Genomic DNA, 14,400 nt, shown 5'->3' with positions numbered 1-14,400 from the left:
CTTTTTGTGCGCAACAGAATTTTGGAAATTATTGGTAATTTCTACGCTACCTATTTTCTTTACACGATTCAGCCGATTAAATTTAAATTTCTGCCGTTGATTGTCCTTTTATTGATAATAAATTGTTAAGTAATTGTTTTATTTTTACATTGGTTATACCAATTATCCCTCAACATCCCACTTACAGACCTCATCCGTTATAACGCAAAGTTTCAACAGTGTCTTAAAGTTATTTCGACATACTTGGCAACATATGTGACATGCGCGGCAGAACTTGGTAACACAGAACCAATCATGTTTACAGTAATGTAACCTTACCGTAAAATGCCCCTACACTTTAAACGCCACCAGGTCCCGTGGAATTGAGGTCGTTAAATGAGACTCAGGAAATACAATAAAAGTTTGGGATGGTTGTCATTAATTGCAGGCACTGCATTACTCAGTGGCTGTAATTCTGCGCTGCTGGATCCCAAAGGACAGATTGGACTGGAGCAACGTTCGCTGATACTGACGGCATTTGGCCTGATGTTGATCGTCGTTATTCCCGCCATCTTGATGGCTGTTGGTTTCGCCTGGAAGTATCGTGCGAGTAATAAGGATGCGAAGTATAGCCCGAACTGGTCACACTCCAATAAAGTGGAAGCCGTGGTCTGGACGGTGCCTATCTTGATCATCATTTTCCTTGCCGTACTGACCTGGAAAACCACGCACGCGCTTGAACCAAGCAAGCCGCTGGCGCATGACGAAAAACCGATCACCATCGAAGTGGTTTCCATGGACTGGAAATGGTTCTTCATCTATCCGGAGCAGGGTATCGCCACCGTCAACGAGATCGCCTTCCCGGCGAACACGCCGGTTTATTTCAAAGTGACCTCCAACTCCGTGATGAACTCCTTCTTTATCCCGCGTCTGGGTAGCCAGATTTATGCCATGGCCGGTATGCAAACACGTTTGCATCTGATCGCCAACGAACCCGGAACCTACGATGGCATCTCCGCCAGCTATAGCGGCCCGGGCTTCTCTGGTATGAAGTTTAAAGCTATCGCCACCAAAGACCGCGCAGAATTCGACCAATGGGTCGCAAAAGCGAAGCAGTCTCCGAACACCATGAATGATATGGCGGCGTTCGAGAAAGTGGCTATGCCAAGCGAGTACAACAAGGTGGAATATTTCTCCAGCGTGAAACCAGATTTGTTCAAGGACGTTATTAACAAATTCATGGACCACGGTAAGAGCATGGACATGACCCAACCTGAAGGTGAGCACAGCTCGCATGAAGGAATGGAAGGTATGGACATGAGCCACGCGGAATCCGCCAACTCCAAGGGTTGAGGAAGATAAGATGTTCGGAAAATTATCACTGGATGCAGTACCGTTCCATGAACCTATCGTCATGGTAACAATCGCTGCAATTATCGTCGGGGGACTGGCGATACTGGCAGCGATTACTTACTTCGGTAAGTGGACCTACCTATGGAAAGAGTGGTTAACGTCGGTTGACCATAAACGCCTCGGCATCATGTATATCATCGTCGCGATTGTGATGCTGTTACGTGGCTTCGCCGATGCCATCATGATGCGTAGCCAGCAGGCGCTTGCCTCCGCAGGCGAAGCGGGTTTTCTACCGCCGCACCACTACGATCAGATCTTTACCGCTCACGGCGTAATCATGATCTTCTTCGTGGCGATGCCCTTCGTTATCGGTCTGATGAACCTGGTGGTTCCGCTGCAGATCGGCGCGCGCGACGTTGCTTTCCCTTTCCTGAACAACCTGAGCTTCTGGTTCACCGTTGTCGGCGTTATTCTGGTTAACCTCTCGCTGGGCGTGGGTGAATTCGCGCAGACAGGGTGGCTGGCTTATCCGCCGCTATCGGGAATAGAGTACAGTCCCAGCGTCGGGGTCGATTACTGGATATGGGCGTTGCAACTCTCGGGTATTGGTACGACGTTAACCGGTATCAACTTCTTCGTGACGATCCTGAAGATGCGTGCGCCGGGTATGACAATGTTCAAGATGCCGGTCTTTACCTGGGCCTCTTTGTGCGCCAACGTACTGATCATCGCCTCTTTCCCGATTCTGACGGTTACCGTCGCGTTGCTGACCCTGGATCGCTATCTGGGCACCCATTTCTTTACCAACGATATGGGCGGCAACATGATGATGTACATCAACCTGATTTGGGCCTGGGGCCATCCGGAAGTGTACATTCTGATTCTGCCGGTCTTCGGGGTATTCTCCGAAATCGCAGCGACCTTCTCGCGTAAACGTCTGTTCGGCTATACCTCGCTGGTTTGGGCGACCGTCTGTATTACCGTACTGTCGTTTATCGTTTGGCTGCACCACTTCTTCACGATGGGCGCGGGCGCGAACGTTAACGCCTTCTTCGGTATCACCACCATGATTATCGCCATCCCGACCGGGGTGAAGATCTTCAACTGGTTGTTCACCATGTATCAGGGCCGTATCGTCTTCCATTCCGCAATGATGTGGACCATTGGCTTTATCGTGACCTTCTCGGTCGGCGGTATGACCGGCGTTCTGCTGGCGGTACCGGGCGCGGACTTCGTCCTGCACAACAGTCTGTTCCTGATTGCGCACTTCCATAACGTGATCATCGGCGGCGTGGTGTTTGGCTGCTTCGCAGGTATGACCTACTGGTGGCCGAAGGCGTTTGGCTTCAAGCTGAACGAAACCTGGGGTAAACGCGCCTTCTGGTTCTGGATTATCGGTTTCTTTGTAGCCTTTATGCCGCTGTACGTACTGGGCTTCATGGGCATGACCCGTCGCCTCAGCCAGCAAATTGATCCGCAGTTCCATACGATGCTGATGGTTGCCGCCGCCGGCGCCGCGCTGATTGCGCTGGGTATCCTGTGCCAACTGATTCAGATCTTCGTTTCTATTCGCGACCGCGATCAGAACCGCGATCTGACCGGCGACCCATGGGGTGGCCGTACGCTGGAGTGGTCAACCTCGTCTCCGCCGCCGTTCTATAACTTTGCCGTTGTGCCGCACGTTCACGAACGTGACGCCTTCTGGGAAATGAAAGAAAAAGGCGAAGCGTACCAACAGCCTGGACAGTATGAAGAGATTCATATGCCGAAAAATAGCGGTGCCGGTATTGTTATCGCCGCCTTCGCAACGGTATTTGGCTTCGCCATGATCTGGCATATCTGGTGGCTGGCGATAGTGGGTTTCGCAGGCATGATCATCAGCTGGATTGTAAAAAGCTTTGATGAAGATGTGGATTACTACGTGCCGGTCCCGGAAGTCGAAAAACTGGAAAACCAGCATTTCGATGAGATTACTAAGGCAGGGCTGAAAAATGGCAACTGATACTTTAACGCACGCGACTGCCCACGCGCACGAACACGGGCACCATGACGCAGGCCAGAACAAAATCTTCGGATTTTGGGTCTACCTGATGAGCGACTGCATTCTGTTCTCTATTCTGTTTGCTACCTATGCCGTTCTGGTGAACGGCACCGCTGGCGGCCCGACAGGTAAGGACATTTTCGAACTGCCGTTCGTTCTGGTTGAAACCTTCCTGCTGTTATTTAGCTCCATTACCTACGGCATGGCGGCGATCGCCATGCACAAGAACAACAAGAGCCAGGTTATCTCCTGGCTGGCGTTGACCTTCTTGTTTGGCGCCGGATTTATCGGGATGGAACTCTATGAATTCCATCACCTGATTGTTAACGGTATGGGCCCGGATCGCAGCGGCTTCCTGTCTGCGTTCTTCGCGCTGGTCGGCACGCACGGTCTGCACGTCACTTCCGGTTTGATCTGGATGGCGGTGCTGATGGTGCAAGTTGCCCGTCGCGGTCTGACCAGCACTAACCGTACCCGCATCATGTGTCTGAGCCTGTTCTGGCACTTCCTGGATGTGATTTGGATTTGCGTATTCACTGTTGTTTATCTGATGGGGGCGATGTAATGAGTCATTCTACCGAGAGCGGCGGCGCATCCCACGGCAGCGTAAAAACGTACATGACCGGCTTTATCCTGTCGGTCATCCTGACGGTTATTCCATTCTGGATGGTGATGACCGGCGCTGCCTCTCCGGCCGTTATTCTGGGATCTATCCTGGCAATGGCAGTGGTGCAGATTTTGGTGCATCTGGTGTGTTTCCTGCACATGAACACCAAATCTGATGAAGGCTGGAACATGACGGCCTTCATCTTTACCGTGCTGATCATCGCCATCCTGGTTGTGGGCTCCATCTGGATTATGTGGAACCTCAACTACAACATGATGATGCACTAAGAGCGGCGAGTATGATGTTTAAGCAATACCTGCAAGTAACGAAACCAGGCATCATCTTTGGCAACCTGATCTCGGTGATCGGGGGATTTCTGTTGGCCTCAAAGGGCAGCATTGACTATCCCCTGTTCATTTATACGCTGGTCGGGGTGTCACTGGTTGTGGCGTCGGGTTGTGTATTTAACAACTACATCGACAGGGATATCGACAGGAAGATGGAAAGGACCAAGAATCGGGTGCTGGTCAAAGGCCTGATTTCTCCTGGCGTCTCGCTGGTATACGCCACCCTGCTGGGTATTGCTGGCTTTATGCTGCTGTGGTTTGGCGCCAATCCTCTGGCCTGCTGGCTGGGGGTGATGGGCTTCGTGGTCTACGTTGGCGTGTACAGCTTGTACATGAAGCGTCACTCCGTCTACGGAACGCTGATTGGTTCTCTCTCCGGCGCAGCGCCGCCGGTGATTGGCTACTGCGCCGTAACGGGCGACTTTGATAGCGGCGCGGCGATCCTGTTGGCTATTTTCAGCCTCTGGCAGATGCCGCACTCTTACGCCATCGCCATTTTCCGCTTTAAGGACTATCAGGCGGCCAATATCCCGGTTCTGCCGGTGGTAAAAGGAATCTCAGTCGCTAAAAACCACATTACGCTGTACATCATTGCGTTTGCCGTTGCAACGCTAATGCTCACGTTGGGCGGTTATGCCGGTTACAAATACCTGGTGGTCGCCGCGGCGGTCAGCGTTTGGTGGCTCGGCATGGCGCTACGTGGTTACAAAGTGGAAGATGATAAGGTCTGGGCGCGCAAGCTGTTCGGCTTCTCTATCATTGCGATTACCGCGCTGAGTATCATGATGTCCGTTGATTTTATGGTGCCGAATTCGCAGAATCTGCTGACTTACGTCTGGTAACAAGCGTTGCTATTGAAAAAACCGCCGTGTCACAAACGGCGGTTTTTTTATCCATTTCATCAGGCAGTAACGCCCCACGAGTTATCGATTCTGAATAATATGTAAATTATCCGTTTTCAGTAAATCAACTTTTTTACCATTGATTGTTGCCGTCGCTGACTTCACGGTGAAAGTAAGTTTATGGTAATCACACAAGTCACCGTTTTTCATCAAGAGATATCCCATCGACTTAAAAGAATCCCCCATACCCTGTTCAGCACCCAGAGTATTGAGACCCAAAGGAGGAAAAGCGACCATTCTTTCGTCACTAACTCCAGCATCATTTTTTAATATCAATTTCACACGTAAGTTCGCAACATGAATTAACTTATTCGTATTGACAACAAATCCAATCTGACACAGAGGAATATTATCAATCCTGCCAAATAATCCCGCATATTTTTCTAATGTCAGCTCAGGAAGTTGCTGACTAAAATCATTACGGCGCTTTCGATCTTTTTCACAATAATCAAGATAATCGCGTTGTGTCATCTTTTTTATATAGCTGTTATCGTAATAGTGCCAGGATTGTTGGCAATCGACATCTACACTCTGGCCATTAAAATACATCTGTGCTAAATAATCAGCGGCCACCTGTAATTCTTTCTCATAAGCTTTTTTAAAAAAATACAGCGCTTTATCGTAATCAACGTTAACCATTACGCCAGAATAGTACATACGACCTAACGTATACAATGCTTCTCCATTACCTTGCTGCGCCGCCATTTCATACCATTTCCTGGCTTTCTCTCCATCTGGTTGTAATCCCAATCCAGCGTGTTCATAAAGAAAACCTAACAGCGTCTGTGAGTCGGCATCCCCCTTCTCGGCCGAAATTCGGAGCCATTTCAGCGCTTCAGCAATATCTATCGTTTTCGTTTCATTATTAAAATACAAAGTAGAGACCAGTTTTGCCGTCTGATACGCGACCTCAGGATCACCCTCTCTCGCCCAGAGTATCGCTATCCGCGCAAGATGTGATGAGTCAAAACCTATTCGACTCAGCAGTTTTCGCTCATCTGATTGCGGGGCATAAAAATAGAAACTTAAGCCTTGAATAAAATGAGGACGAAATGAAATGTCTCTATATGCCTCAAGTTTATTACTATAAACACTCCCAATTATACGTTCACTCACCTTTTTATCGAGATTGATATTGGATAGATTAATTTTTTCTCTAAGCTGTTTTGCTAATGTTTTCGCTTGCGTAATGTCCTTTTGGGTACCGATGCCATATTCATAGAAATAAGCTGCATTAAAGCAACCATAATCACCGTCCAAATCACAAGCCTGCTCGTAGTACTTTATTGCTTGCGGAATATCCACAGATACTGAAACACCGTACTCATAAATAAACCCCAACTCCGCCAGCGCTTGAGCATTATTATCTTTGGCTAACGCTTTTAGCTCATTTAGCGCCTGAATATCTTTCTGCGCAATACGGCTATACAACGCGTCAATATCATCACCTGCCTGACATACCGATGCGAAAGAAAGCCCAAGCAGAAGCAAAAGATTCCATTTCCGTTTTATCATTTTTCATTCCCTTATTCTTTATCTAAAAAGCGCACACTGTCAGCTTTCAGTAAATCGACATTCTTACCGTTAATCGTTGCCGTAGCGGATTTCAGCGTAAAATGGATATCGCCGATCCCGTGACAAAAATCTTGCGTATACAGCGGGAGATCGTATGGGGTAACGAGAGGATCAACATCATGATTTTGTATATCTATCCCCAGTGTATTCAAACCGAATGGCGGAATCATTAACGTTTCCTCAGTTGCCATTCCATCATCATTTTTCAGCTCAAGCGTAATATGCAAATTCGCCATGTTACGGATTTTATCTGTGCCAATCTGAAAAATTAGTGCGCATTCTTTCGGTTTAGCCGTTATCCCGCGAGAGAAAATACTCTCTTTTTTTAGGGTTACTTTGGGTAAAGCATCCGCGTTGTTTTTTCGACTCTGAATATCCGCTGCGCATTTACTTAAAAATATTTTTTCCTCAACCTTCTTACCTACATATCGAGATGCTTTCTTGTAATACGACCAGGCTTTATCACAATCAGGTGCAGTACCTAAACCGTTATAATACATCCAACTCAACGGCATCGTTGAGCGCGAATTAGTACCATCATTTTCAACCTGCGTAAATAATGCCAGCGCTTTAGCGTAATCAGTGCGCCCTGTTGCGCCAGAATAATAGATTTTACCTAACGCAATCTGTGCATCGCTGTCCCCCTGCTCAGCCGCCTGACCATACCATTTTTGTGCTTCCTGAATGTCTGGCTTAATCCCCCACTCATCGCCCTCTCCCCCCGAATAAATACCCCCTAAGAGAGATTGGGCCTCAACGACGCCTTTTTCCGCGGCGGCGCGAAAGCACTTCAATGACGCAGGTCTGGCTTGATAAGGCTCGTCCGCATAGCGACCGGAAAAGTCATTAAGGGTGAGTCGCCCCATCTGATAATCCATTTGCGGGTCGCCATCCTGCGACCATAACGTAGCCAGCCGGAATGTTTTTTCTTGGTTAAATCCAATACGGCTAAAAAAAAGCGCATCGCTCTCGGGTCTATTATTTAGAGCATGAATTAGTATACTAATAAATGCCGCCCGCTGCGATTTATCCGTATCGGCCAATGCTTTTGCCATGTAAATTTCTTGCGAAAACTTATCAATATATTCTTGCTCAATCAATAAATTATCCAGATTCATTTTCTTAGCATACTTATTGGCCTGAGCGCTATCTTTCGCCACTCCGTCGCCATACTGATAAGCATACTTCACATTATAACAGCCGTAGTTACCGCCAAGCTCACAGGCCTGCTTGTAATACTGCAACGCCTGTTCGCGATTCATCGGTACATTAAGGCCGTATTCATGGATAAACCCCAGTTCATCCAGAACCGAAGCTCTTTTTTCCACAGGCAAAGCATCAAGATCCTTCTGGGTAAGCGCAGCATATTTTACATCATCTTTACCGTTGTTCTCTGAAGCATTCACCTGGCTAACAAATAAAACACCCGCTAAAATACATAATGATAAGAATTTAATTTTCACAACTAATTCACTCCTTGAATAATATAATAAATAAGACTGATGACGAACCTTCTGCCTGATAAACGCGCGCCATCACGCAGAAAGTTTGCTATCAGTCTCGGCGTTGTTGAATAAATCAAATTTTCAGGAGATGGACGGTTCTGATCATTGCCATCGTTTCAGAATCGGCTTCCTATGGCAAAGCAAAATTTTAAAGTCACCCACCGGCCAGCCACACTCAGGCAGCGCGGTTCGCTGACAGTCTGGCTTGACGAGTTCTGCTATTGCGACATGGAGCAACAGCGCGCACAGCCTGAAGGCCGTGGCTAACCGCTACACTATACTGAGATGGCTCAGATAGCCACTACAGCTCAAGGAGATCGGAATATGAATGAGCACAAGGCTATGCTGACTCTCCCGATCGCCCCTATCGTGTTAACAATTTATCTCTTTTTTAGCTCAACTGTTTCAAAAACATAATATTTGCTAATTAACCCTCTATTTACCCGGCACACTCCCCGCACTACACTACTCCCAGCTTTTATACAGAGGTGGCAATGAACGATTATAAAATGACGCCAGGGGAGCTGCGCGCCACATGGGGTTTAGGGACCGTCTTTTCGTTGCGTATGCTGGGCATGTTTATGGTTCTACCAGTACTGACCACATACGGTATGGCGCTACAGGGCGCCAGCGAAGCATTAATCGGCATTGCGATCGGCATTTACGGGCTGGCGCAGGCTATCTTTCAAATTCCCTTTGGGCTGCTGTCCGACCGCATTGGCCGCAAACCGCTGATTGTCGGCGGACTGGCGGTATTTGTCGCGGGCAGCGTCATTGCCGCGCTCTCCCACTCAATCTGGGGCATTATTCTGGGGCGAGCGCTACAAGGGTCCGGCGCTATTGCCGCCGCCGTCATGGCGCTCCTGTCTGACCTCACCCGCGAGCAAAACCGTACCAAAGCGATGGCGTTTATCGGCGTCAGCTTTGGTATCACCTTCGCGATTGCGATGGTATTAGGGCCGATCGTTACCCATAGTCTGGGATTGAACGCGTTGTTCTGGATGATCGCCGCCCTCGCCACCCTGGGCATTATTTTGACGATCTGGGTGGTTCCCAACAGTACCAACCATGTGCTGAATCGCGAATCCGGGATGGTCAAAGGCAGCTTCAGTAAAGTGCTGGCGGAGCCGAGGCTGCTCAAGCTCAATTTCGGCATTATGTGTCTGCATATTTTATTGATGTCCACCTTTGTCGCCCTGCCCGGCCAGCTTGCCGATGCCGGTTTTCCTGCCGCCGAACACTGGAAGGTGTATCTGGCAACCATGGTGATCGCCTTTGCCGCCGTCGTGCCTTTTATTATCTATGCTGAAGTCAAACGGCGGATGAAGCAGGTATTCCTGTTCTGCGTGGGGCTCATTGTCGTCGCAGAAATCGTGTTGTGGGGAGCGGGCCAGCATTTCTGGGAGCTGGTGATTGGCGTACAACTCTTTTTCCTCGCCTTTAATCTGATGGAGGCGATGCTGCCTTCGCTTATTAGCAAAGAGTCGCCCGCGGGGTATAAAGGAACGGCGATGGGCGTCTATTCTACCAGTCAGTTTCTTGGCGTGGCGCTTGGCGGCTCGCTGGGCGGCTGGATAGACGGCACGTTTGATGGGCAAACCGTTTTCCTTGCCGGGGCCGTACTGGCGATGGTATGGCTGGCGGTGGCAAGTACCATGAAAGAGCCGCCCTATGTCAGCAGCCTGCGCGTGGAAATTCCAGCGGATATCGTTGCTGACGACAGGCTAAAACAGCGACTGTTGGCAATGAAAGGCGTAAGCGAAGCGCTGATCGTGGCGGAAGAGCATTCCGCTTACGTCAAAATCGACAGCAAAGTGACCAATCGCTTTGAAGTTGAACAGCTTATCAGCAAAGGATGAATGCTGCATTGCCGGATGGCGGCGAGGCTCTATCCGGCATAACAACTTAATCGCGGAAGTTTTTGAACTGGAACGGCTGGCCCAAATCGCCGCCGCGAACCAGCGCCATTACCGATTGCAGATCGTCACGTGATTTGCCCGTCACGCGAATCTCTTCCCCCTGAATTTGCGCCTGCACCTTCAGTTTGCTGTCTTTAATCAGCTTGACGATTTTCTTCTGCACGGCGCTTTCAATGCCCTGCTTCAGCTTCGCTTCCACATACCAGGTTTTACCGCTATGCACGAACTCGTCCGGTACATCCAGCGAAGCGCCTTCAATACCGCGTTTAAGCAGCTTGGCGCGCAGAATATCGAGCAACTGATTGACCTGGAAATCGGACTCGCTCAGCACCTTGATGGTTTTATTGGCATCGTTCAGTTCAATAGTCGCCTCTACGCCACGAAAGTCAAAACGAGACTCAACCTCGCGAACCGCGTTATCCACGCCGTTACGCGCTTCCTGCAGATCAACTTCAGAAACAATATCGAAAGATGGCATCTTTTCTTCTCCCTTCATTTTCGTTGCGTTGCATAATACCTGCAACGAGGCTTAACGAGAAGCTTAGCTGATGACGCTATAATTAGCGCCATAACACCTGGCGCTGTTGCAGGTGAGGAGGAACAATGAAAATTACTGTACTGGGATGCGGAGCCTTAGGACAACTTTGGCTTTCGGCACTGTGCAAACATGGACATGACGTACAGGGCTGGCTACGGGTGCCACAACCTTATTGCAGCGTAAATCTGATCGATACCGATGGTTCCTTTTTCAACGAATCACTGACGGCAAACGATCCGGATTTTTTGGCGAAGAGCGAACTGTTGTTAGTCACGCTGAAAGCGTGGCAGGTTTCCGACGCAGTACGAACCCTGGCGTCAACCCTACCGGTGACGTCGCCTATTCTGCTCATTCATAATGGAATGGGAACCATAGAAGAACTGCAAAATATCCAACAGCCGATGTTGATGGGGACTATCACCCATGCTGCGCGCCGCGACGGTAATATCATTATTCATGTCGCTAACGGTACTACGCATATTGGCCCGGCACGCGAGCAAGACGGCGATTACAGTTATCTCGCCGATATCCTGCAGGGGGTACTGCCCGATGTCGCCTGGCATAACAATATCCGCGCAGAGATGTGGCGCAAACTGGCGGTCAACTGTGTTATCAACCCGCTCACCGCGCTTTGGAACTGCCCGAACGGCGAGCTGCGCCATCATACTGATGAAATCAACGCGATTTGCGAAGAGGTCGCCGCCGTGATTGAACGTGAAGGCTACCACACATCGGCAGACGATTTACGCTATTATGTTGAGCAAGTGATTGACAGTACGGCAGAAAACATCTCATCCATGTTGCAGGACGTGCGTGCCATGCGCCATACCGAAATTGACTACATCACCGGTTATTTACTCAAGCGCGCCCGCGTGCACGGTCTCGCCGTTCCGGAAAATAGCCGCCTGTTTGAAATGGTAAAGCGAAAGGAGAGTGAGTATGAGCGCTCAGGCACTGGTATGCCTCGCCCCTGGTAGTGAAGAGACCGAAGCGGTCACCACTATCGATCTGCTGGTTCGCGGCGGAATCCACGTCACTACCGCCAGCGTCGCCAGCGACGGCAACCTGACGATTGTCTGCTCGCGCGGTGTAAAGCTACTGGCGGATGCGCCGCTGGTTGAAGTTGCCGACGGCGATTATGACATCATCGTGTTGCCCGGCGGAATTAAAGGCGCCGAGTGCTTTCGCGACAGCCCGCTGCTGGTCGAAACCGTAAAACAGTTTCACCGCTCCGGGCGCATTGTCGCAGCCATTTGCGCCGCAGCCGCCACAGTGCTCGTGCCGCACGATATCTTCCCTATCGGCAATATGACCGGTTTTCCGGCGCTGAAAGATAAGATCCCCGCCGAACAGTGGCAGGATAAGCGTGTGGTGTGGGATGCGCGGGTAAAATTATTAACCAGCCAGGGACCGGGTACCGCTATCGATTTTGGTTTGAAAATCATCGACCTGTTGGCTGGTCGTGAAAAAGCGCATGAAGTAGCTTCGCAACTGGTGATGGCGGCGGGGATTTATAACTACTACGAATAAGAATGATTGCCGGATGGCGGCGTAAACACCTTATCCGGCCTACAAAACGGTACAGTCTGTAGGCCGAATAAGCGGCAGCGCCATCCGGCAGTTATTTTACGGGCGTTCGCCCTGCGCCAGACGCGCATTAATATGCGCAATCACCCCAGGTAAATCCGCCAGTGAATCCACCACGTAATGCGCCCCGGCGGCGTACAGCTTGCTGGCCGCGTGCTCGCGGCGGACCGCAACGTCCTCTTTCGACATTGTCTGATAGGCGTCCCATGTTGCGCCGAATTCGTTACCCGATACCGCCAACCCCACCGTCCACATCCCCGCGTTAAGCCCCTCGCTAATGCCTGGCGCGGCATCATCTACCTTCACACAGTGCGCGACCGCATCAATGCCCAGCGCAATCACGTTTTGCAGCGCCATCCACGGCCCCGGGCGACCACCCGCGGCCAGGTCGTCCGTTGCCACCCAATGATCCGGACAATAGCCATGCCCGGCGGCGGCGGGGACCAGGCGCTCCATCACCGCTCGTGGGTAACCAGAGCAGGAGCCTATCTTAATGCCCTCGGCTCGTAGCGCCGCGATCGTGTCGATAACTCCGGCAATAGGAGAAGAAAAATCGACAACTTTAGCAATCTGTAACGGCATGAAGGCGGAATAGATGGCATCAATATCTGCTGCGTTCATGGAGCGGCCAAACTTTGCCTGCCAGCGCGCGTCAACAGCAGGTAATTTTCCCAGCGCTTCAATGTGTTGCCATTTACCCAGCCCCATTGGCACGCGTGCTTCGGCGAGGGTGATCTCCACATCAAATGCCTGACGGAACGCCTCGACGAAAATTTGCGTCGGCGCGAAGGAGCCAAAATCGACGGTGGTGCCCGCCCAGTCGAGAATAACAGCGTGAATACGGTTCATCATGGTTCCTTATTTCGTCCAGTACATGGCGGTACGAATGGCGGTCAGCAGGGCAGTGATATCGGCGGCATATACTTCGCCAATGTTGCCGATGCGGAAGCAGTCGCTTTGCGACACTTTGCCAGGATAGATAACAAAGCCCTGCTCTTTGAGGCGGCGATAAAATTCGCTAAAGCGATACTGCGGGTCTTCCGGTGAATAAAAGGCGGTGATAATGGGCGAATGAAGTTTGTCATCCAGCAGCGTGTTAAAGCCCAGCGCCCGCATTCCGGCCACCAGGCTGCGCTGATTTTGCTGATAGCGTTGATGACGTGCCGCCACGCCACCTTCTTTCGCCAGCTCTTTCAGCGCCTGGGCAAACGCCAGGACGGTATGTGTGGGCGAAGTAAAACGCCATTTGCCGTGGTTATCCTCCATACAGCGCCACTGGGCGTAGAGATCTAACGACAGCGAGCGGGAACGCCCTTTGCACGCGGCCAGTTTTTGCTCGCGGGCAATCACGAAGGCAAAACCCGGCACGCCCTGAATGCATTTATTGGCGGAGCTGATCAGATAGTCGATGTGTAATGCTGCAATATCCATGGGGATGCCGCCGAAGCTGCTCATGGCGTCAACGATGTAGGTTTTGCCATAGCGATGCGCCAGAGCGCCCACCTCATCAATGGGGTTGAGCATCCCGGTGGTCGTTTCGCTATGCACCATGGCGATATGGCTGATCGTCGGGTCGGCGTTGAGGATCGCGTCGATCGCCTGCACGTCCGGGCGCGCAACTTCGCCGCAGTCGTAAGCGTGATGGGCGATACCCATAAGGCCGGCCATCTCGACCATTCGTGCGCCGTATGCACCGTTGCTGACGATCAGCACCTTATCCTGCGGCCCCAATGCGCTGCCCAGTACGGCTTCCACAGCATAGCTACCGCTGCCTTGCAGTAGTACGGAGGTGTAGCCTTCGGAGGCCGTTGCCAGTTCGGTCAGCTGCTGGCGGATCTGTTCCACCACGCCGATATTGTAATCATCATCCCAGGTACAGCTATCGAACAACATCGCTTCTTTCACGGTACGAGAGGTGGTGAGCGGGCCAGGAGTCAGCAACAGATAGTTACGCGAAGTCATGTTATTTACCTTTGGTCTATACCAGATTGCATTTATCATGACGATCTTTGCCGCGACGGGTCAAAGAGAAAATCGCGCTGCAACA

13 protein-coding genes and 2 pseudogenes are annotated in these 14,400 nt (G+C 50.7%); 9 read left to right on the top strand and 6 right to left on the bottom strand.

The genetic code is table 11. The features are described from left to right. Positions 1-375: 375 nt before the first annotated feature. Genes cyoA through cyoE form a run of 5 tightly spaced genes read left to right on the top strand, consistent with a single transcriptional unit; the run spans position 376 to position 5,169 of the window. Complete coding sequence (gene cyoA, locus ACH0VJ_RS20005; protein WP_001239448.1) at positions 376-1,332, top strand: cytochrome o ubiquinol oxidase subunit II; 957 nt, start codon at positions 376-378, stop codon at positions 1,330-1,332. A 10-nt stretch (positions 1,333-1,342) separates the two neighbouring features. After that, a complete protein-coding gene (gene cyoB / locus ACH0VJ_RS20000; protein WP_000467158.1) occupies positions 1,343-3,334 on the top strand; it encodes a cytochrome o ubiquinol oxidase subunit I in 1,992 nt (663 codons plus the stop codon). Further along, on the top strand, positions 3,324-3,938 hold the full coding sequence (locus ACH0VJ_RS19995) for a cytochrome o ubiquinol oxidase subunit III (RefSeq protein WP_000179833.1): 615 nt from the start codon (positions 3,324-3,326) through the stop codon (positions 3,936-3,938). Before cyoB ends, ACH0VJ_RS19995 begins: the two co-directional genes overlap by 11 nt. Further along, positions 3,938-4,267 (top strand): cytochrome o ubiquinol oxidase subunit IV, encoded by a 330-nt coding sequence (locus tag ACH0VJ_RS19990; protein WP_000019878.1) that lies wholly within the window; start codon positions 3,938-3,940, stop codon positions 4,265-4,267. Before ACH0VJ_RS19995 ends, ACH0VJ_RS19990 begins: the two co-directional genes overlap by 1 nt. An 11-nt stretch (positions 4,268-4,278) precedes the next feature. Then, complete coding sequence (cyoE, locus tag ACH0VJ_RS19985) at positions 4,279-5,169, top strand: heme o synthase (protein ID WP_000971352.1); 891 nt, start codon at positions 4,279-4,281, stop codon at positions 5,167-5,169. 81 nt (positions 5,170-5,250) lie between these two features. Here the strand turns inward: cyoE and ACH0VJ_RS19980 are convergent, their stop codons facing one another. Next, entirely contained in the window at positions 5,251-6,744 is a 1,494-nt protein-coding gene (locus tag ACH0VJ_RS19980; protein WP_000595922.1) for a tetratricopeptide repeat protein, read from the bottom strand. A gap of 11 nt (positions 6,745-6,755) precedes the next feature. Then, complete coding sequence (locus ACH0VJ_RS19975; protein ID WP_000693744.1) at positions 6,756-8,267, bottom strand: SEL1-like repeat protein; 1,512 nt, start codon at positions 8,265-8,267, stop codon at positions 6,756-6,758. Between the two features lie 174 nt (positions 8,268-8,441). Here ACH0VJ_RS19975 and ACH0VJ_RS19970 point away from each other — a divergent pair. Next, a pseudogene (locus ACH0VJ_RS19970) lies at positions 8,442-8,573 on the top strand (IS5/IS1182 family transposase); the annotation flags it as partial. 230 nt (positions 8,574-8,803) lie between these two features. Beyond that, complete coding sequence (locus ACH0VJ_RS19965; RefSeq protein ID WP_001000929.1) at positions 8,804-10,168, top strand: MFS transporter; 1,365 nt, start codon at positions 8,804-8,806, stop codon at positions 10,166-10,168. Positions 10,169-10,214: 46 nt separating this feature from the next. On the opposite strand, the gene ACH0VJ_RS19960 is transcribed toward ACH0VJ_RS19965, so the two are convergent. Beyond that, complete coding sequence (locus ACH0VJ_RS19960; RefSeq protein ID WP_001138913.1) at positions 10,215-10,706, bottom strand: YajQ family cyclic di-GMP-binding protein; 492 nt, start codon at positions 10,704-10,706, stop codon at positions 10,215-10,217. A gap of 125 nt (positions 10,707-10,831) precedes the next feature. Between ACH0VJ_RS19960 and panE the strand changes: the two genes are divergently transcribed. Then, the gene (gene panE / locus ACH0VJ_RS19955; RefSeq protein ID WP_000705816.1) at positions 10,832-11,743 is read left to right on the top strand and encodes a 2-dehydropantoate 2-reductase; all 912 of its coding nucleotides are present in this window, start codon (positions 10,832-10,834) and stop codon (positions 11,741-11,743) included. Beyond that, the gene (yajL, locus tag ACH0VJ_RS19950; protein WP_001275807.1) at positions 11,706-12,296 is read left to right on the top strand and encodes a protein deglycase YajL; all 591 of its coding nucleotides are present in this window, start codon (positions 11,706-11,708) and stop codon (positions 12,294-12,296) included. Before panE ends, yajL begins: the two co-directional genes overlap by 38 nt. Positions 12,297-12,304: 8 nt before the next feature. Here yajL and ACH0VJ_RS19945 read toward each other — a convergent pair. The 3 genes and pseudogenes from ACH0VJ_RS19945 to phnW all read right to left on the bottom strand — a co-directional run. After that, a pseudogene (locus ACH0VJ_RS19945) lies at positions 12,305-12,387 on the bottom strand (hypothetical protein); the annotation flags it as partial. A 5-nt stretch (positions 12,388-12,392) separates the two neighbouring features. After that, positions 12,393-13,202, bottom strand: coding sequence for a phosphonoacetaldehyde hydrolase (gene phnX / locus ACH0VJ_RS19940; RefSeq protein WP_001518130.1), 810 nt, complete (start codon positions 13,200-13,202; stop codon positions 12,393-12,395). Positions 13,203-13,211: 9 nt separating this feature from the next. After that, on the bottom strand, positions 13,212-14,315 hold the full coding sequence (phnW, locus tag ACH0VJ_RS19935; RefSeq protein ID WP_000203970.1) for a 2-aminoethylphosphonate--pyruvate transaminase: 1,104 nt from the start codon (positions 14,313-14,315) through the stop codon (positions 13,212-13,214). Positions 14,316-14,400 lie beyond the last annotated feature (85 nt).

The organism is Salmonella sp. 2020_1459, assembly GCF_043847915.1.
In the GTDB taxonomy this organism is placed as follows: domain Bacteria; phylum Pseudomonadota; class Gammaproteobacteria; order Enterobacterales; family Enterobacteriaceae; genus Salmonella; species Salmonella enterica.
Note: the sequence above shows the minus strand (reverse complement) of the source record. Positions and strands in the feature narration are given on the sequence as shown.

Coding starts and splice junctions, on each gene's coding strand:
- ACH0VJ_RS19990 (WP_000019878.1), top strand. CDS start 3,938: ATGAGTCATTCTACCGAGAGCGGCGGCGCATCCCACGGCAGCGTAAAA.
- cyoE (WP_000971352.1), top strand. CDS start 4,279: ATGATGTTTAAGCAATACCTGCAAGTAACGAAACCAGGCATCATCTTT.
- ACH0VJ_RS19980 (WP_000595922.1), bottom strand. CDS start 6,744: ATGATAAAACGGAAATGGAATCTTTTGCTTCTGCTTGGGCTTTCTTTC.
- panE (WP_000705816.1), top strand. CDS start 10,832: ATGAAAATTACTGTACTGGGATGCGGAGCCTTAGGACAACTTTGGCTT.
- yajL (WP_001275807.1), top strand. CDS start 11,706: ATGAGCGCTCAGGCACTGGTATGCCTCGCCCCTGGTAGTGAAGAGACC.
- ACH0VJ_RS19965 (WP_001000929.1), top strand. CDS start 8,804: ATGAACGATTATAAAATGACGCCAGGGGAGCTGCGCGCCACATGGGGT.
- ACH0VJ_RS19960 (WP_001138913.1), bottom strand. CDS start 10,706: ATGCCATCTTTCGATATTGTTTCTGAAGTTGATCTGCAGGAAGCGCGT.
- cyoA (WP_001239448.1), top strand. CDS start 376: ATGAGACTCAGGAAATACAATAAAAGTTTGGGATGGTTGTCATTAATT.
- cyoB (WP_000467158.1), top strand. CDS start 1,343: ATGTTCGGAAAATTATCACTGGATGCAGTACCGTTCCATGAACCTATC.
- phnW (WP_000203970.1), bottom strand. CDS start 14,315: ATGACTTCGCGTAACTATCTGTTGCTGACTCCTGGCCCGCTCACCACC.
- ACH0VJ_RS19995 (WP_000179833.1), top strand. CDS start 3,324: ATGGCAACTGATACTTTAACGCACGCGACTGCCCACGCGCACGAACAC.
- phnX (WP_001518130.1), bottom strand. CDS start 13,202: ATGAACCGTATTCACGCTGTTATTCTCGACTGGGCGGGCACCACCGTC.